The 22,176-nt window shown below is 63.6% G+C and carries 1 protein-coding gene (running past one end of the window); it reads left to right on the top strand.

The window, feature by feature from the left end; genetic code table 11:
• The first annotated feature begins 310 nt into the window (after window positions 1–310).
• A protein-coding gene (locus C5F52_RS08470; protein ID WP_104797922.1) for a VCBS domain-containing protein crosses the window boundary here: on the top strand, window positions 311–22,176 show its 5' portion. Its footprint extends 18,028 nt past the window's final position; 21,866 of the gene's 39,894 nt are visible here — the first part of the coding sequence; its start codon is at window positions 311–313; the stop codon falls past the right edge of the window.

The following is a 22,176-nucleotide window of genomic DNA, read 5'->3' as shown; positions in this document are numbered from 1 at the left end:
GGCAGGCTGCCCGTTAAAGTAACTCTCCATTAAACCTTAAGTAGTCACTTTGTGAGAGCCTACTTCCCGTCAAGGGGAGTAGGTTTTTTGCTTTTTTTGAGTTGGACTCAAAAACAGCATTTTCCTTCTCAAAAACACGCCTTCATACGCCAATAGGCGTATGTACTAATGCCAGAAAAAACAAGAAAATTGGTTTTATCAATTTACCTGTATTTTTTGATCTTTTATCGCATTTCATTCAAACGAATGAAATCGGTAAAAACCATGAATATCTCAGTTTTAAGCTTTTTGTCGAAATTAGTCACGCACCATGGTCAATCCAATTCAAGTCATCGCCAACACCGGGGACGCCTCAACGTTCCAAACCATGGAGTTGGTTCCTGGTCACGGTGACCAAGGCAAGTCCACACGGATCAAGGCTTTCCCTAAGGGGCGTTACTTGTTGCAAGACCCTGCGTTGAACAACCAAGGTCCGCAAAAGGTTCGCACCCAACGCGTTGGCAAAAACCTGCATGTCATGTTGGACGGCAGCGTGCAGCCGGACTTGATCGTGGAAGGCTACTTCGACGAAGCCAATCTCATCGATGCCAACCAAGGCCTGATGGGACGCAACGCAAATGGTGCCATGCGAGCTTATGTGCCCAGCGAATCGACAGCGGTTGGTTTGGGTGTGGAAGGCGGTGCTCCCGTGACGCAATTGCTCAGCGCTGCGCCATTGGCCGCGGGCGCTTGGCCAGCGATGACCGCAGGTGCAGGCCTGGGCGCTGGCATAGGCATGGGGGCCATCTTGGGCGCCGCGGTTGCGACGGTACTTGCCGAGCGCCATCTTTTTAAGCCGACCAATCCCGCCAGCGGCATCAACACAGAGCAACGCAATACCGCCCTTCAAGCCGCTGAAGCCGCCGATCAAGCTGCGACGGACGCCTCCACCGCAGCCCTCACAGCCGCAAGCGCCAAAGCCGATTTGGCTGCAGCTGTGGCCGCTCTGAGCTCACCTGCCACGCCTGCCCAACTGGCTGCCGTGGAAGCCAAGCAAGCGGCAGCCCAAGCCGCCGCTGCTGTGGCCCGTGACAAAGCGGCGGCGGCTCTTGTTGCCGCCCAATTGGCGCATACAACGGCGGCCGCTCTCAACGCGCCCGACCCTGCTTCGGTCGCCGCCGCCAATACGGCTGCTGCTGCCGCCAACACCGCTGCTCAAGCCGCCAACGAGGCCGCCACTGCCAGCGAAACCACCACCGACGGTCAAGTGGATGCTTTGGCTGCTGCCGCACTCAATGCGGCGACGGCAGCCAACCAAGCCGCCACCGCCGCCACACTGGCCAAAGGCGAATTGGCCAATGCCGTAGCCGCACTCGGCACCCCTGCCACTCCCGCGCAATTGGCCGCTGTGGAAGTTAAACAGGCCGCCGCCCAAGCTGCCGCCACCGAGGCCGCTACCAAAGCCACAGAAGCCACAGCTGCCGCCGCTGCCGCACAAAACGCCGCCATTGCCGCAGGCGAAAGCGAACCCGCCAGCGCAGCCGCCGCCAACACCGCCGCTGCTGCTGCTAACAGCGCAGCCACCGCCGTCAACACGGCCGCCACAGCCAGCGAAACCACCACCGACAGCCAAGTGGATGCCTTGGCTGCTGCTGCACTCAATGCTGCGACGGCAGCCAACCAAGCCGCCACCGCTGCCACACTGGCCAAGGGCGAATTGGCCAATGCCGTGGCCGCACTCGGCACCCCTGCCACCCCCGCGCAATTAGCCGCTGTGGAAGTCAAACAAGCCGCCGCCCAAGCTGCCGCCACCGAGGCCGCTACCAAAGCCACAGAAGCCACAGCTGCCGCCGCTGCCGCACAAAACGCCGCCATTGCCGCAGGCGAAAGCGAGCCCGCCAGCGTGGCTGCAGCCAACATCGCAGCCACCGCCGCCAACAGCGCCGCCTCTGCAACCAACACGGCCGCCACTGCAAGTGAAACCACCACCGACGCTCAAGTGGATGCCTTGGCCGTCGCCGCACACAATGCGGCGATGGCAGCCAACACAGCCGCCGCCGCAGCGAACGCCGCACAAACAGCCGTGAACAACGCCGTCGCAGGCTTGAGCACACCGCCAACCGGCACCGAGCTGGCCGCACTGAGCGTCAAACAAGCCGCCGCTGAAACGGCAGCCACCGACGCCGCAGCCAAAGCCACTGCCGCCACCCAAGCGGCCACTGCCGCACACAACGCAGCCGCAGCCGCCAACGAAACCGATCCATCGGCCGTCGCCGAAGCCACCACAGCAGCCGCCAGCGCCAACACCGCTGCCAAAGAGAGCGCCCTGAGCGTCATCAGCAGCGCTGCCCAAGCCAACAACGCCAGTGCCACATCGCCTTCCGAAAACGTCTACACCCTCGCGGGCGTGACCGGCGTCACCTCTGCCAACTTGCCAGCGCTGAACAACTTGCTCAACGGCAACAGCACCGATGGCGCAGGCACCGACACCACAGGCGAAGTGCAGGGCGTGGTGAACAACCTGACGGCCTATATCGAGGCGATCAACGCCATCCAAAACGCCGCGCAAAACAACAGCGCCACCGACAGCAACCCCAGCGTGGCGCAATATGCGGCGGCAGGTGTGACCGGCGTGAACGCCGGCAATCTGGCGGCCATCAACAGCGCCCTCAACAGCGGCACCATCACCAGCACCGAGGTGGACACCCCCGCTGAACTACAAGCCCTCATCAGCAGTTACAACACCATCCTCGGTACCGCTGACGGCATAGCAGGCAACGCCAGCACCACGCCGACCACCACCGACTACGCCGCCATTGGCGTGACCGGCGTCACCAGCGCCACAGAAGGCTTGCTGGGCACCGTGATCGACAGCAAAACAGTGGGCGCCATCGACAGCGCCGCTGAAGTGCAGGCACTGGCCAACGCCGTTGCCGCCACGGTCGCCTACACCGCCGCACAGGGCCAAACTGCGCCCAGCGTTGACCAGCTCAATGCCTTGACCCATTCCGCGTCAAACGGCAACACCAGCCCCGTCACCCCCGACAACTTGGCTGCTGTGCTCGCCGCCTTGGCATCGGCCAATGTGGACGGCATGGCTGTGGCCACCCAAGCCGAACTCGAAACCTTGGTCAACCAAGCTGTGAGTGGCTACACCGCCGCCTTGAGCGCCATCAGCGCTGCAGCTGAAAACAACAGCGCCTTCGCCATCAGCCCCAACGCCACGCAATACACCGCCGCGGGTGTGAGCGGTGTCACGTCCAGCAATCTGGCGGCCATCAACGAAGCCCTCAACAGCGCTGCTATCAATGGCAGCAAAGCCGATTCAGCCGCTGAAGTGCAAGCCATCGTCGATGCGTACAACGCCATCTTGGGCGAAGCCAATGGCGCGGCACCCGATGCCGATGCCACGCGTAACCCCACTGCCGCCGAATACGCCGCCCTTGGCGTCAGCGTTGGCGCAGCAGCCACTGCGCCGCAAAACCTCGCCTTGCTCAACAACCTGGTGGGCGCCAAAACCGCGACAGGTGTGGACACCATCGCCGAACTTGATGAGCTGGCCCGCATCGCCAACGCCATCCAGACCCTTGCAGCTGGAGGCATAGCCACGCCTGCGCTCACCGAAACAGACCTGAGCCTGATCGGTCTCACCGGTGTCACGCCCGACAACCTGTCTGCCGTGCTGGCCGCCATCGCCGCCAAAAACGACAACGGCAGCGAGACCGATTCTTTGAGCCAATTGCAAACCGCCGTGGACAACGTCAGTCTTGCGCTGAACGCGCTGAGCAGCTTCGCGCAAAACAACGCGCTGGGTTTGGCCTTGCACACAGGCACAGCGCCTGATGCCACCACCTACACCAACGCGGGTGTGACCGGCGTGACCGCCACCCATGTGGACGCCATCAACGACGCGCTGGCTTCGGCCGCCGTGGACGGCGCCAAGGCCGATACGCCGGCCGAGTTGCAAGCCATCGTCAACGCGTTCAACAAAGTGCTGAACGCGGCCAACGGCACCGACGGTGACGCCACCGCTACGGCCACCGCCACCGACTACGCCAACCTCGGCGTGACCGGTGTCAGCGCCGCCACTGCCGCGCTCATCAGCGATGTGGTCGACAGCAAAACGGCCACCGATGTGGACACCGTGGCCGAGCTGCAAACGCTGGCCGACGCCGCCAAAGTCGTGCTCGCTTACACCAGCGCTGCCGCAGCCACCGCATCGGGCACCGTGCCCACCGTGGCCGATTTGAGCCACCTAGTCACAGGTGTCACCGAGGCCAATTTGGCCGCCGTTTTGAGCGCGCTCGAAGCCGCTAACGGCAGTGCCACCAGCGCTGCACCCGTCGACCAAGCCCGCTTGCAAGCTTTGGTGGACCACATCACCCAAGCCTTGAACGCCATCACCGGTGCAGCTGAAAACAACACCGCCACCGCCACCAGCCCCAGCGTGGCGGAATACGTCTCCGCAGGCGTGACGGGTGTGAGCGCCGACAACGTCGCCCTCATCAACGACATGCTCGACACTGTTGCCATCCATGGCGCTGAGGTGGACAGTCCCGCCAAAATTCAAGCCTTGGTGGATGCCGTGCAGCAAATCCGCGCGCTGGCCGATGGCACGGCAGGCACCGGTGCGGTGCTCGACAACGCCGACATCACCGCCTTGGGTTTGAGCCAAGTCATTGCTCTGGAATTCAACCGCGCCTTGTTCAACGACATCTTGGACAAGTCGGGCAGCACCAGCGTGGACAGCGCAGCCAAAATTTTGAACCTCGCCAGCATTGCCGAGCGTGTGGTGCAAGTGGGCTTGGGTCAAACCCCTGCCGTCGCGTTGACCGCTGCAGACCTTCTGGCCATCGGCGTGTCAGGCGTGACCACGGCCAACCTGAGCCGCGTGCTCGCCGCCATTGACACCGCCGTGCTGGGCAGCGATGCCAGCACCGTGGACACCTTGGGCGAAGTGCAAACGTTGGTCAACACCGTCAACTGGCTGGCCAGCACCGCCCCTGTGACGATGGCCGAAGCCACCAGTGGCGTGAGCGCCACCGAGTTGCTGAACGGCTTGCAAACCGTGGTGGGCGTACCTGCCCTGGCCAGCGTGGGCGACGTACTGACCCTGTCACTCAAAGACCCGAATGGCGATCTGCGCAGCGTCACACACACGCTGACGGCGCAAGACGTAGCCAGCAGCAGCGTCACCTTGACGGTGCCACGCACCGCGGTGGACGAAGACGGCAGCTACACCCTCACCAGCAACATCACGCGCATCAGCGATGGTTTGATCACCGCCGACAGCGTCAGCAACTTCGTTTTGGATGCGACCGCACCGACCCTGTTTGTGACGCGCATTTCGGGCGACGCCGTGTCCTTACCCACCAACGCCACCGGCGAGTTTGATGCTGCCGAGCGCGGCACGGTGCTCACCACGGTGGCTACGGACGTGAAGATTCAAGGCACGACCAATGCCGAAGCGGGGCAGGGCGTGCAAGTCACGCTCAATGGCATCACTTACGCCGCCACCGTGCAAGCCGGTGCAAGCGCGCAGCCCAACACCTGGACCATCACCTTGCCCACGGCCGACGCCATCGCGTTGAACCACGGCAACACCTACAGCGTGAGCGTGCAGGCCACCGACGTGGCGGGCAACCCCACAGTCGAAGACCACTTCAGCCTGTTCGTGAACACGGCCTACCCCGATGTGCCCACGGTGGACAACGTGTTCACGCACGGCGTCATGTCCAACGGTGCTTATGCAGCCACGCCCACACTGACTGGCAAGGCGTCCAAACTCATTTCGGTGGGCGCAGACCCAGCGGTCAGCAGCAATTACATCGCCTTGGCAGGCGCCGACCAAATCACGGTCAGTGTTAACGGCCAAACCATCACCGGCACCATCGCCTCGATGCCTGCTGGCTTGAGCTACAACGCGGGCACCAAAACTTGGAGCCTGAACACCAGTCTGTTCACCGGCTTCACGCCTTTGGCCGATGGCACCTACGACGTGTCGGTCACCGTGGTGGCTGGCGGTGTCACCAAAAACGACATGGGCAGCAGTGAGCTGAAAATTTTCAGCACGCCGCCCGTGGTCACGCTCAACACGCTCGCGGGCGATGGCTACATCAACGCGGTTGAGAGCAGCCAAGACCTGATCGTCTCCGGCACCACCGACGCGCAAGTCGGCTCTGCGGTCACCTTCACCGTGGGCGGTGTGACGTATCCCATTTCACCAGCTACTGTCACGGTGCAAGCGGGCGTGGGCGCGAATGCGGCCAACACCTTTTTGCTCATCGTGCCAGCTGCCGCTGTGCACAGCCTAACCAATGGCGCACAAACCGCGCAGTTGAGCGTCACCAACCGCTACGGCAGTGTCACTCAGCAAAGTCCTAGCCTCACCGTGGACACCCAAGCGCCGGGTCAAAACCCAGATGGCAGCGATGCCGCCGTGGCATCGCCCAACGCGGTGTTGCCCGAGAGCATCAACGCCACACCTGGCATCAACAAAGCCGAGCTCGCCGATGGCGGTGGCATTCAGGTTGATGTCACCTTGCCCACAGGCTCGGTGGCAAACGATGTGGTGCAAATCGCGGTCACGGCACCCAACGGCACCGTGCGCACGTTCAACCACACACTCACCGCGACAGAAGCCAGCAATGGCACGGCCAGCGTGACGCTGCCTAGCAGCGGTGCCAACGCCGTTGTTGCCGAAAACGGCAACTACACCGTCACCGTGACCATCCAAGACGTGGCGGGCAACACCAGCCACGTCAGCGCATCGACCAGCTTCACGCTCGACACCCAAGCCCCGGGCCAAAACCCAGACGGCAGCAACGCCGCCATTCCTGCGCCTGCGCTCACCTTGGTCGAAGCCGTCAACGGCGTGAACCAGACCGAGCTGGCCGATGGCCTGCAGTACCAAATCACACTGCCCAGCGGCAGCAAAACCGGCGACACGCTCAGCTTCACCTTCAAGGCCCCTGACAACACACTGCGCACCGACAGCCACACTGTCACCGCAGCCGAAGCGGCTGCAGGCAGCGCCAACCTGACGTTGCCTGCCACGCTGGTCAACGAAGACGGCACGTACACCGTCACCGTCACCAGCACCGACGCAGCGGGCAACTTGGGCACCGACCCGGCCAACACCGGCACCACCACGTTCGTGGTCAACGCGGCGCTGAGCACCCTCACCACTTTCGCGCAAGCCAATGCCACAGGTTTGGTCAACGCCAGCGGCAGCACGCCCGACGCAACCACTTACACCAAAGCCGGCATCACCGGTGTGGACAACACCAACCTCGCCGCCATCAACGACGCGCTGGCCAGTGCCGCGGTGGATGGCACCGCCACCAACACCGTGGCCAAAGTGCAAGCCATCGTCAACGCCTACACCGCCATCTTGGCCGAGGCCAATGGCAGCGCTGCAGACGCCACAACCACCACCGACCCCACGCAAGCCCAATACGCCGCAGTGGGCGTGACCGGTGTGGACTCATCGGCCAAAGAAACCTTGCTTGGTGCCGTCATTGGTGCCAAAGTCGCGGCCGATGTGAACACCGTGGACGAGCTGCAAACCTTGGCCAACGCCGTGGCCGCCACCGTCACCTACACCGGTGCCGCAGGCCAAACCGGCCCCGACGCCACCCAACTCAACAGCCTCACCGGCGGCACGGGTGCTGCACACACCGTTACCCCCGACAACTTGGCTGCTGTGCAGGCCGCCATCGCGGCAGGCAACACCGACGGCACGCCCATCGCCAGCGAGACCGAACTTCAAGGTTTGATCGATGCGGCCATCACCGGCTACAACAACGCGTTGAGCACCTTGCGTGGTTTTGCCCAAGCCCAAACAGGCGGGCTGGCCAACGCCCTCGCTCAGTCGGCCACGGCCCCCGCGCACACCGACTACGCCGCTGCCGGTGTCACTGGTGTCGATGCCAACAACGTCAACGCCATCAACGACGCCTTGGCCAGCTTGGTGATCGACAGCGCCAAAGCCGACACCGCCGCTGAAGTGCAAGCCATCGTCAACGCCTACAAAGCCGTGTTGACCGAGGCCAACGGCAACTTGGCCGATGCCAACCCAGCCAGCAACCCCACACCGGCGCATTACGCGCAAATCGGGGCCAGCATTGGTGCCGCTGCCAGCGATGCAGAAAACCTCAGCTTGCTCAACGACATCGTGGGCGCCAAAACCACGGCCGGTGTGGACACCATCGCCGAGATCGACGAACTGGCGCGCATCGCCAACGCCATTCAAACCTTGGCCGCAGGTGGCACACCTGCGCCCGCTTTGACCCAAGTCGATTTGGCGTTGTTGGGCTTGTCCGGCACCACGCCTGACAACTTGCGTGCCGTGCTCAACGCCATCGCCGCGCAGCCCGACAGTGGCGCGGCCACCGACTCGCTCAGCGCGTTGCAAGGCGTGATCGACACGGCAGTCACCGCTTACCAAAGCGCGCTGACGGCCATCCAATCGGCCGCACAAAACAACAACGCCACCGCCGCCAACCCCACCGTGGCTCAGTACGAAGCCTTGGGCATCAGCGGCGTGACGGCGCAAAACTTGGGCGCCATGAACAGCGCCTTGAACGACGCAGACATCAGCGGCACGCAGGCCAGCACGGCCGCCAAAGTACAAACCATCGTTGATGCGTACAACGTCATCTTGGGCACCGCCGACGGCGTGCCGGGCAACGCAGCCGACCCTGCGGCCACCGACTACACCGCCATCGGTGTGAACGGTGTAGACACCCCGCAAGAACTCAGCCTCTTGGGTGAAGTGCTCGACAGCAAAACCACCCCCGATGTGGACACCCTCACCAAACTGCAAGCGCTGGCCGACGCCGTGCAAGCCGTGATGACGGGCAACCCCACACAAGCCCAACTCGAAGCCCTGGGCATCAGCGGCGTGACACCCGCCAACTTGAGCACCGTGCAAGCCGCGCTCGCGGCCTCCACCGAGGCCAACGACGCCACGCACCTCAACACGCAGGCCGGTGTGCAGACTGTGGTGAGCAACGCCATCAACGCCTTGGCCGCCATCGAAGCCGCCGCGCAAAGCAACACCGCCACCGCCACGACCCCGAGCGATGCGCAATACCTCGCCATGGGCGTGACCGGCGTCAGCTCTGCCAATTTGGCCGCCATCAACAGCGCCCTGAACGACGCAGACGTCACCGGCACCCAAGCCAACACCGCCGCCAAAGTGCAAGCCATCGTGGACGGCTTCAACGCCATCTTGAACAACGCCGACGATGCGACCAAGGCCAACCCTACGCAAGCCAACTACGCCGCCATCGGCGTGAACGGTGTGGACACCGCCCAAGAAGTCACCTTGCTCGGTGACGTGATCGACGCCAAAGGCAGCACCGATGTGGACAGCGTGTCCAAAGTGCAAACCTTGGCCGACGCCGTGCAAGCCGTGATGAACGGCAACCCTACCCAAGGGCAGCTCGTGGCATTGGGCATCATTGGCGTGACCCCCGCCAACCTCAGCAGCGTGCAAGCCGCACTGGCTGCTGCTGTTGACGCTGTCGAACTCAACACCCTGAGCGGTGTGCAAACCGTGGTGACCGAGGCCCTCAACGCCTTGTCTGCCATCGAAGCCGCGGCGCGAGACAACACCGCCAGCGTCACCAGCCCCACCGCCGCGCAATACGACGCGCTCGGCGTGACGGGCGTGACCGACCAAAACTTGGCCGCCATCAATAGCGCCTTGAACGACGCAGACGTCACCGGCACTCAGGCCAATACCGCTGTCAAAGTGCAAGCCATCGTGGACGGTTACAACGCCATCCTCGGCAACGCCGATGGCGTGGCCAACAACGCCACCGACCCGTCGCAAGCCAACTACGCTGCCATCGGCGTCAATGGCGTGGACAGCGCCCAAGAAGTCACCTTGCTCGGCGATGTGATCGACGCCAAAGCGTTGGCCGATGTGAACACCGTGACCCAAGTGCAAGCCTTGGCCGACGCCGTGCAAGCCGTGATGACCGGCAACCCCACACAAGCGCAACTCGAAGCGCTGGGCATCAGCGGCGTGACCACTGCCAACCTCAGCACCTTGCAAGCGGCCTTGACTGCCGCTCCCGACGCCACGCAACTCAACACCTTGAGCGGCGTGCAAACGGTGGTGAGCAACGCCATCAACGCTCTGGCCGCCATCGAAGCTGCGGCGCAAGCCAACACCGCCAGCGCCACCAGCCCCAGCACAACCCAATACGAAGCCTTGGGCGTGACCGGTGTGACCGCTCAAAACTTGGCCGCCATCAACAGCGCTTTGAACGACGCAGACGTCACCGGCACGCAAGCCGACACCGCTGCCAAAGTGCAAGCCATCGTGGACGGCTACAACGCCATTCTCAACAACGCCACCGGCGGTGCCAACAATGCCACCCATCCGTCGCAAGCCAACTACGCCGCCATCGGCGTGAGTGGTGTGGACACCGCGCCAGAAGAAAGCCTGCTCGGTGATGTCATCGACGGCAAAGGCACCACCGACGTCAGCACCGTCGACCAAGTGCAAGCCCTGGCCGACGCTGTGCAAGCCGTGATGAACGGCACCCCCACCGAGGCGCAATTGGCCGCGTTGGGCATCACCGGCGTGACCTCTGCCAACCTCGGCACGGTGCAAGCCGCACTGACGGCTGCGGTAGATGTCACCGAACTCAACAGTCTGAGCGGCGTGCAAACGGTGGTGAACAATGCCATCAACGCCACCTCCGCCATCGAAGCGGCAGCCCAAGACAACACGGCAACGGCCACCACCCCCAGCGTCGCGCAGTACCTTGCTGCGGGCGTCACAGGCGTCACGGCCAACAACTTGGCCGCCATCAACGACGCCCTGAACGACACAGACGTCACCGGCGCGCAAGCCAACACCGCCGCCAAAGTGCAAGCCATCGTGGACGGCTTCAACGCCATCCTGAACAACGCCAACACGGCAGCCACAGCCAACCCCACCCAAGCCAACTACGCCGCCATCGGCGTGAGCGGTGTTGACAGCACGGCCAAAGCCAATTTGCTGGGCGACCGCATCGATGCGCTGGCCGCCGCCGATGTGGACCAAGTGTCCGAAGTGCAAACCCTGGCCGATGCCGTGTCTACGGTCATGGCCGCCGCGGCCTTGGGCGCGGGTGCCACCAGCACCCTCACCAAAGCGCAACTCGAAGCGCTGGGCATCACTGGCGTGACCGACGACAACCTGAGCGCTGTGCGTGCCGCCATCGTGGCCACCACAGACGACGGCAGTGCCGTCGACAGCGTGAGCGAACTGCAAGCCGTGGTGACTGCTGCTGCCACCGCCGCTGCCAGCGCTTTGACCGCACTCAGCGGTTTTGCACAAACCAACACCACGGGCTTGGTCAACGCCAGCACGGGCACAGCGCCTGTGTTGAGCGCTTACGTCAACGCCGGTGTGACCGGTGTGAACGACAACAACCTGAGCGCCATCAACGACGCGCTGGCCAGTCTGCCTGTGGGTCTTTCTGAGGCGGACACCACCGCCAAAGTGCAGGCCATCGTCAACGCCTACAACGCTGTTCTTGACGAGGCCAACGACGCCACCAACGCCGCAGGCAACACCACGCCCGACGCCACGCCGGGCACCAACCCCACTGCCGATCAATACGCCTTGATCGGTGCCAACATCGGCGGTGCTGCCACCGATGCAGAAAACCTCAACCTCTTGAACGACATCGTCGGCGGCTTGCAAGCCACCGACGTCAGCACCATCGCGGTCATCAACGACTTGGCACGCATCGCCAACGCCATCCAATTGGTTGCAGCCAACGGCACAGCCACGCCTGCGCTGACCGCAGCAGACTTTGCCAAAGCTGGTCTGTCCGGCGTGACCATCGACAACCTGCCTGCTGTGTTGGCCGCCATCGCCGCGCAAAACAACGACGGCAGCGCCACCGATTCCTTGAGCGAGTTGCAAGCCATTTTGAGCAGCACCGCCCAAGCCGCCGCCAGCGCACTGACCACCCTCAGCGCCTACGCCGAAACCAACGCCACCGGTTTGGCCAGCGCCACAGGCACCGCGCCTGTGCTGGCTGACTTCACCGCCGCTGGCGTGACCGGCGTCGATGCGACCAACCTCAACGCCATCAAAGACGCCTTGGCCAGTGCCAGCGTAAACGGCCAAGCCGCCAACACCAGCGCGCAAGTGCAGGCCATCGTCAACGCCTACAACACCGTCTTGGCGCAAGCCAACGACGTGGCCAACAGCGCAGGCAACACCACCGCCGACACCGCAGACAAAGCCACCGCCGATCAATACGCACTCATCGGTGCCGATATTGGCGCCGCCGCCAACGACATTGAAAACCTCGGCCTCTTGAACGATGCCGTCGCAGGCAAGCAAGCCGCTGACGTGGACACCGTCGCCGAGATCAACACTTTGGCCCGCATCGCCAACGCCATCCAGTTGACGGCGACCAACGGCACAGCCACGCCCGCACTGAGCGTGGCCGACTTCGTCACGTTGGGCCTGACCGGTGTGACCACCGACAACCTGCCCGCCGTGCTCGCTGCCATCGCGGCCAAAGCCGACGACGGCACGCAGACCGACACGCTGGGTGAGCTGCAAACGATCATCACGGCCTCAGCCGCTGCGCAAACCACCGCGATCAACCTGATTGCCACCTATGCCGAAACGGGTGCCACCGCACCGGCCACGACCGATTACGCCGCTGCAGGTGTGAAGGGTGTGAGTACCGCCAACCTCAGCGCCATCAACGACGCCATCAACAGCCAAAAGGGCAGCGACCTCGTCTTGGGCAATGCCAACGACAAAGACGGTGCGGACACCACTGCCGAAGTGCAAGCCATCGTCGATGCCTACAACACCATCCTGGCCCAAGCCAACGATGCGGACGCCACTGCAGGCGACAACACGGCGGCTACTACGCCCAACGCCACCGCTGCGCAATACGCGGCCATCGGTGCCGACATTGGCGCTGCCGCTACTGACGGTGAAAACTTCAACTTGTTGAGCGACATCATCGGCGGCCAACAAAGCAGCGGTGTCAACACCGTCGCCAAGATCGACAACTTGGCCCGCATTGCCAACGCCATCGAATTGATCGCCGCGGGTGGCACGTCCAACCCGGCATTGACCGCGACCGACTTCACCTCGGTGGGGTTGACGGGCGTGAGCACCGACAACCTGCCTGCCGTGCTGGCCGCCATCGCTGCCAAAGCCGACGACGGCACGCAGACCGACAGCTTGAGCGAGCTGCAAACCATCGTCACCGCCGCCGCCGCCGCCGCCGTGGTCGCCTTGGGCGACTTGAGCACCTTTGCCAACGCCAACGCAAGCGGTTTGGTTGACGCTACGGGCACCGTGCCTGCGCTCGGCACTTACGTGGCCGCCGGTGTGGTGGGCGTCAATGCCAACAACATCGACGCCATCAACGACGCTTTGGCCAGTGCCCCCGTCAACGGCGCAGCCGCTACCACTGCGCCCCAAGTGCAAGCCATCGTCGATGCCTACAAAGTCATCTTGGCTGAAGCCAACGATGTCGATGGCAGCGCCGGCAACAACACCGCTGACGCCACACCCGGGGTGAACCCGAGCGCCGCGCAATACGCGCTGGTCGGTGCCGACATCGGCGCTGCGGCCAGCGATATTGAAAACCTGGCCTTGCTCAACGACATCGTGGGTGGCTTGCAAGCTGCCAACGTCGACACCGTGGCCGAGATCAACGAACTCGCCCGCATTGCCAACGCCATCCAAACTGTGGCGGCCACAGGCACAAGCACGCCTGCACTGACCGAAGCCGACTTTGCCAAAGTCGGTCTGGTTGGCGTGACCGTGGACAACCTGCCCGCCGTGCTCGCTGCCATCGCGGCCAAAGCCGACGGTGGTGCAGACACCGACAGCCTGAGCAAGGTGCAAGCTGTCATCACCTCAACTGCCACCGCGCAAACAGCGGCGATCCACAAGATCGCGGCCTATGCCGAAGATGGCGTGAACAATCCCGCGCCTACCGCACAAGACTATGCCGACGCTGGTGTGGCCGGTGTGACGGGTGGGGCTTCGGGCAATTTGAATGCCGTCAACGACGCCATCAACAGCCAAAAGGGCAGCGATGCCATCTTGGGCAACGCCAACGACAAAGACGCGGCCGACACCACCGCCGAAGTGCAAGCCATCGTCAACGCCTACCAAGTCATCCTCGCCCAAGCCAATGACGCCGCCGACAGTGCAGGCAACAACCCCGCAGCCACCACCCCCAACGCCACCGCAGCGCAATACGCCGCGGTGGGCGCAGACATCGGTGCCGCCGCGAACGACGCTGAAAACTTCAGCTTGCTCAGCGACATCGTCGCGGGCAAGCAAGCTGCCGATGTGGACACCGTGGCCGAGATCAACGAACTCGCCCGCATTGCCAACGCCATCCAAACTTTGGCTGCCGGTGGCACACCTGCGCCTGCATTGACCGAAACCGACTTCGCCAAAGTGGGTCTGTCTGGCGTCACGCCCGACAACTTGCCGGCCGTGCTGGCCGCCATCGCCGCCAAAACCGACAGCGGCACAGACACCGACAGCTTGAGCAAGGTGCAAGCCGTCATCACCACTGCAGCGGCTGCGCAGACTGCAGCGATCAACAAGATCGCGGCTTATGCCGAAGACGGTGTGAACAACTCCGCGCCCACCGCGCAAGACTACGCCGACGCCGGTGTGGCTGGTGTGACGGGTGGTGCTTCGGCCAACTTGAGCGCCATCAACGACGCCATCGACCACCAGACAGGCTCCGACGCCACGCTGGGCAACGCCAACGACAAAGACGGCGCCAACACCACGGCCGAAGTGCAAGCCATCGTCAACGCTTACAACGCCATCTTGGGCGAAGCCAACGACACCACCAACACCACGGGCGACACCACAGCTGACGCAACGCCCACTGTCGATCCGACCGCAGCGCAATACGCCCTCATCGGCGCGAGCATCGGCAACGCGGCCACCGACGCCGACAACCTGGCCTTGCTCAACGACATCGTGGGCGGCCTGCAAACCGCTCAGGTGGACACCATTGCCAAGCTCAACGAGCTGGCCACCATTGCCAACGCCATCCAAAGCGTGGCCGCTACAGGCACCAGCACGCCTGCGCTCAATGCAACGCACTTTGCGCAAGCAGGCCTGAGCGGCGTCACGCCCGACAACCTGCCGGCCGTGCTGGCCGCCATCGCCGCCAAAACCGACAGCGGCAGCGATACCGACAGCCTGGCCAAAGTGCAGGCCGTCATCACCGCAGCAGCCAATGCGGCCAGCGACGCGCTGAATGTGATCAGCGCCTTTGCCGAAACCAACACCACGGGTTTGGTTGCCGCCACGGGCACCAGCCCGGCACTCAACCATTTCACGGCCGCCGCCGTCACCGGCGTCGATGCCAACAACCTCGCCGCCATTCAAGACGCGCTGGCCAGCGCCGCCGTCAATGGTGAACTCGCCAATACCCGCGTTGAAGTGCAAACCATCGTCGATGCCTACAACGCTGTTCTGAGCGAAGCCAACGGAGCCACCCCAGACGCGGGTGCAGACCCCACGGCAGCGCAATACACCGCCATCGGCGTGACCGGTGTCACCACCGGCGTCAAAGAAACCCTCTTGGGCGATGTGATCGGCAGCAAAGTCAGCACCGACGTGGACACCGTGGCCGAGGTGCAAACCCTGGCCAACGCCGTCACCACCGTCATGGCCAACGCGGCAGGCACGGGCACCGTGTCGGTGGCGCAGTTGCAAGCGCTAGGCCTCAGCGGCGTGACCGCAGAAAACTTGGCGGCTATTCAAGCTGCCATCGCCGCGACCAATGCGAACGGCACCGGTGTCGACAGCCAGTCTGAGCTGCAGACCTTGGTGACCACCATCAACACCGCTGTCACGGCCATCAGCACGTTTGCACAGGCCAACACCGCCGGTTTGAGCTCATCGACAGGCACACCGCCCACAGCCACCGATTACGCCAATGCCGGCGTCACCGGCTTTGTGTCCGGCAACCTCAACGCCATCAACGACGCCTTGGCTTCGGCCACCGTCACCGGTTTGTCGGTGGACACACCGGCTGAAATTCAAACCCTCGTCAACGCCTACAACACCATCCTCGCCAGCGCCGATGGCAGCGACGATAACGCCGCCGCACCCACCGCCGAGCAATACGCCGCCATTGGTGTGACCGGTGTGGACAGCGCCGCAGAAGTTAGCTTGTTGGCCGATGTGATCGACCTCAAGTCCGCAGGCGACGTGAACACCGTGGCCGGGGTGCAAGCCTTGGCAGATGCTGTGCAAACTGTGATGAACATCGCAGCGGGCATCACGCCCACCGCCCCGGCTGCTGACATCGTTGCCCAGCTCACGCTCTTGGGTGTCACCGGCGTCACCACTGCCAACTTGTCGCGCGTCATCACCGCTTTGGCCAGCACGCCAGACAACGGCAGTGCGCTCAGCACCTTGGCCGGTTTGCATGCCGTGGCCGATGTGCCGCAAGCGCACGTCACGCTCACGAGCGTCACTGACGACTTTGGCGTGGTCACCGGAGCCCTTGCTAATCCTGATTTCAGCGACGATGCCACCCCCACACTGGCAGGCACCTTCACGGGCACGCTGGCTGCAGGCGAAGTCATTGCCGTGTACGACACCGTCAGCGGCACCCGCTTGGGTGTGGCCACCGTCGATGCTGTTGCAGGCACTTGGACTTTCACACCCACGGCCATCAGCACCGTCAAAGCCGATTTCAGCTTCCAAGCTGTGGCCGAAAATGCCTACGGTTTGCGCGACGACACGCCCAGCGCCACCAGCTTGATGCACTTCGACAACACCCCGTTGATCGTGGTCACCAAGGTGAGTGATGCGATTGCATCAGTGGCTGATTTGAAAATCGTTTTCAACCAGGACGTGGTGGCGGTTGCAGGCAAGAAAATCAAACTTTATGACACCGTTGGCAACACCTTGGTTGCCTCCATTGACGCAGACAACGCGACCATCATCGACGGTGTGGTGACGATCAGCCAAGCCAGCGTCACCATCAACCCTGCGAACGACTTTGTCGTCGGCAAAACTTACTACGCCACGATCGATGACGGGGCCTTCCGTACGCTGAGTGGTATCAACTTTGCAGGCTACAGCAGCGTGTCCGACTGGACCTTCTACCCAGCCGATCCGGTGACCACTGTCAGCATCGGTGGCACCAACGTGAACGCCACCAACGGCATCAACGCCGCTGAGTTGGCAGCGATGACCATCGGCGGCACGGTGTCCAGCACCGCCTGGGGCTCGGTCAGCAATTTAGAGATTGCCAAAATCAGCTTTGTGCCCACCAACGGCACCACGGTTGAGTTGACCACCGGCCTGCCCGCCATCAGTCAAGGCAGCCCCAACTGGACGCTCGCCAACCACGCCGACTGGACCAGCCTGCTCGAGAGCGGTAAGTCCTACCAAGTTGTGGTTCAACTTGACAGCACCATTGGCACTGCGCCCAACGCGACCAACACCACATCAATCGCAAGCACGTCTTACACGCTGATCGACACCGTCGCACCCACCATCACCCTGGACGCCGTCTTGGCCGGCGACAACATCGTCAACGCCGCCGAAGACAACGACTTCGCCGTCAGCGGCACCACCACCGGTGCCGAAGACGGCCAGACCGTCACGGTGACCTTCACCGACAGCAGCACACCCACGCCTGTCAGCTTCACCAAAACGGCCACGGTGTTGAACAACGCTTGGGCGTTGAGCGTCGCGCAAAAGGCCGACATCAGCGCCTTTGCCAACGGCAGCGTGTCCGTCAGCGCGAGCGTGAGCGACCGCGTGGGCAACGCGGCAACAGCGGCCAGCACCACCGTGCAGCTCGACAACGCGCTGCCCACCATCAGCGGCGCACCAGCCATCACGGCCAACACCGGTATCAGCGGCACCACGCTGAACGAGGGTGACACCGTCACCTTCACCGTCACCTTCACCGAAGCCGTCACGGTCAACACCGTGGGTGGATCGCCCAAGTTGGCTTTGAACATCGGTGGTACCACCGTGCAAGCCAACTACGCAGGGGGCACCGGCACCGCGGCGCTCACTTTCACGGCCACCATCGCAGCCGGTTTGAACGATGCCAACGGCATCAGCGTCGCAGCCAACGCTTTGACGCTCAACGGCAGCACCCTCAAAGATGCCGCTGGCAACCCGGCCGTGTTGACCCACATCACGATGGGCGACAACGCCAGCTACGTGGTTGACACCACGGCTCCCGTGGCCCCCGTGCTGACCTTGGGCACCGGCGTGGCTAACGGTGCCACCGTGGCCGAAGCTACCGTCAACACCGTCAGCGACGGCGTGGTGCTGGTCACCGCAGAGGCGGGTGCCACCGTGGTGGTCACGTTTACCAACGGCTCGCACAGCGTGCCCGTCACGGTGACGGGCAACGGCAGCACGCCTGTGCCAGTCCACCTCAGCAACGGCGATCTCACCACACTGACCGATGGCACCATCAGCGTCAGCGCCATCGCCACCGATGCAGGCGGCAACGCCAGCCCCGCAGGCACGGCCAATTTCACCCTCGACACATCTGCCCCCAACGCGCCTGTGTTTGCCTTGGGCACCGGCGTAGCAGGCGGCGCAACAGCCGCAGAAGCCACCGCCAGCAACGGCGTGGTCAGCGTCACGGCAGAGCAGGGCGCGACCGTGGTCGTGACCTTCACTGACGGCGCAGCCACACCGCACACCTTCACCAAAACCGTCATCGGCAACGGCAGCACGCCGGTGGCCGTGGTTTTGACCAGCGCAGAGCGCGACAGCCTGAGCGAAGGCAGCATCAGTGTTAGCGCTGTGGCCACCGACGCAGCGGGCAATACCAGCAACGCGGGCACCACCAGCTTCACGCTGGACACCCAAGCGCCGTCGGCCCCATCGGCTGCAACGTCGTACCAAGACAACGTGGGCAACACCACGGGCAACGCCAGCTCAGCGGCCACCACCGACGACACCACGCCTGGCATGCAAGTGGGCACCGGCCTTGTCGACGCGCCCAAGCTCTATGTCAACGGCGTGCTGACCGCTGCCACCTACAACATCAGCACCGGTTACTTGACGCCTGACAGCGCGCTCACCACCGGTGCCAAGGCCCTGACCTTCACGCTCACCGATGCTGCAGGCAACGAGAGCGCGCCAAGCGCCGCGTTGAACGTCAACATCTTGGCGGCCCCCGTGTTCACCAGTGCGGCCACAGCTACTTTCGCTGAAAACACAGCCACATCCACTGTGGTCTACACCGCGCAAGCCACCCAATCGGACAGCACCTTGAGCTACAGCTTGAGCGGCACCGATGCGAGCAAGTTCAGCATCAACGCCAGCACGGGCGCGCTGACCTTTGTGGCCTCGCCCAACTTTGAGGCCCCCACCGATGCGGGTGCCAACAACGTGTACGACGTCACCGTGCGCGCCATCAACAGCGCGGGCGGCTTCACCGATCAGTCGGTGGCCATCAGCGTGACCAACGTGAACGACCCTGCTGTGATGGGCGGCACCGCCACCCAATCGCTGACCGAGACCAACGCGGCACAAACTGCCACCGGCACGCTCAGCATCACCGACCAAGATGGCGTTGGCCAAGAGGTTTTCACCGCACAGACCAACACCGCAGGCTCCAGCGGCTGGGGCAAGTTCAGCCTCACCAGCGCAGGCGTGTGGACCTACGTCATGAACTCGGCCCAAGACCAGTTCGTCGTTGGCCAAACTTACGCTGACAGTTTCACGGCCGTATCGGCAGACGGTACGACACAGCTCGTCACTGTGACGATCACCGGCACCAACGATGCGGCAGTCATTGGCGGCGTCACCACCGCCACCTTGACCGAGACCAACGCAGCGCAAAGCGCCAGCGGCACATTGACCATCAGCGACGTCGACAGCACCGCCACCTTTGCGGCCCAAGCGGGCACGGCGGGCAACAATGCCTACGGCACCTTCACGTTGACTACCAGCGGCGCGTGGACCTACACCATGAACGCCGCGCACAACGCGCTGGTGGCTGGGCAAACCTACACCGACAGCTTCACCGCCGTCTCGGCCGACGGCACCACGCAGACCGTCACGGTCACCATCAACGGCACCAACGACGCCGCTGTCATCACCGGTGTGAGCACCGCTGCATTGAGCGAGACCAACGCTGCGCAGACCGCCACCGGCACGCTGAGCATCAGCGACGTGGACAGCGCGCAGACCTTCCAGGTAGAGAGCAATATCGCTGGCAACAACAACTTCGGTGTGTTCAGCATCGACAGCGCGGGCGTGTGGACTTACACCATGAACTCGGCGCACAACGAGTTTGTGGCGGGCCAAACCTACACAGACAGCTACACCGCCAAAGCCGCTGACGGCACGACCCAACTCATCACCGTCACGCTCACCGGCACCAACGACGCGGCCGTGATCGGTGGCACCAACACCGCCAGCTTGACCGAAACCAATGCGGCCCTGACCGCCAGCGGCACGCTGACGATCACCGACGCGGACAGCGCCGCCACTTTCAGTGCGCAAACGGACACCGCAGGCAGCAACGGCTATGGCAAATTCAGCCTGACCTCGGCGGGTGTGTGGAGCTACACCATGAACTCGGCGCAAAACCAGTTCGTGGCGGGCACCGACTACACCGACAGCTTCACCGCCGTCAGTGCCGACGGCACCTCCCAAACGATCACCGTCACCATCACGGGCTCCAACGACGCTGCCGTCATCGGCGGCGTGAGCACGGCCAGCCTGACCGAAAGCGACACCGCCCAGACGGCAGGGGGAACGCTGACCCTGACCGACGTGGACAGCGCTGCGACTTTCACTGCACAGACCAACACCGCAGGGACCAACGGCTGGGGCAAGTTCAGCATCGACACCGCTGGTGTCTGGAGCTACACCATGAACTCGGCGCAAAACCAGTTCGTGGCAGGTCAAACCTACACCGACAGCTTCACCGCCGTCAGTGCCGACGGCACCTCCAAGCCCGTCACCGTCACCATCACCGGCACCAACGATGCCCCCGTGTTGGCAGACACCACACTCACCCTGACTGGCCTGAGCGAAGACGCTGCCACGCCAGTTGGCTTGGTGGGCAACCTGGTCAGCACCCTGGTGGGCGGCATCACCGATGCCGACACCGGCGCGACGCAAGGCATCGCCATCACCGGCACCAACAGCGCCAACGGCACGCTTTACTACAGCACCGACTCGGGCACCACTTGGACGGCCGTGGGCACCGTCAGCAGCATCAGCGCCTTGCTGCTGGCGTCTGACGCGGCCACACGCCTGTACTACAAGCCCTTGGCTAACACCAACGGCACCACAGCAGACGCGCTCACCTTTGTCGCTTGGGACAAAACCAGCGGCACCACAGGCAACAAAGTCGACACCACCGTCAACGGCGGCACCAGCGCTTTCTCCAGCGCCTCCGACACCGTGGCCATCAGCATCAGCGCCGTCAACGACGCGCCGGTCAACACCGTGCCTGCCGCGCAAATCACGGCCGAAGACACGGCTTTGGTCATCACTGGCCTGAGCATTGCTGACCTGGACGCAGGCACCGGCAGCATGAGCGTCACCCTCAGCGTGGGGCAGGGCACCGTGACGGTGCTCGCCAGCGCTGCAACCACGGCGGGTGTGACGATCACCACCAACGGCACCAGCAGCGTGCAGCTGAGCGGCACCGTCAGCGCCATCAACACCTTGTTGGCCACCACCAACGTGGTGACTTACACCCCGGCGCTCAACTACAACGGCGCAGACACGCTGACCCTGCTCACCAACGACGGTGGCAACACCGGCAGCGGCGGTGCATTGGCCGACACCGACACCGTGGCCATCACCGTCACCGCCGTCAACGACGCACCGGTCAACACCGTGCCCACCGCGCAAACCACAACCGAAGACACGGCGTTGGTCATCACCGGCCTGAGCGTGGCCGATGCCGATGCCGCCACCGGCAGCATGACCGTCACCTTGAGCGTGACGCAAGGCACCTTGGCCGTGACCGGCGGCAGCGCCGCCATCGCAGGCAGCGGCACCGCCAGCGTGACCTTGACCGGCACCGCAGCGCAAATCAACGCCACACTGAGTGCCAACAACGCCGTCACCTACACCCCAACTGCCAATTACAACGGTGCCGACACGCTGAGCATGAGCACCAGCGACGCAGGCAACACGGGCAGCGGCGGCGC

The sequence above is a fragment of the Limnohabitans sp. TS-CS-82 genome, from assembly GCF_002943475.1.
The sequence above is the reverse complement of the archived record's forward strand: the minus strand, read 5'-3'. Positions and strand labels throughout refer to the sequence as shown.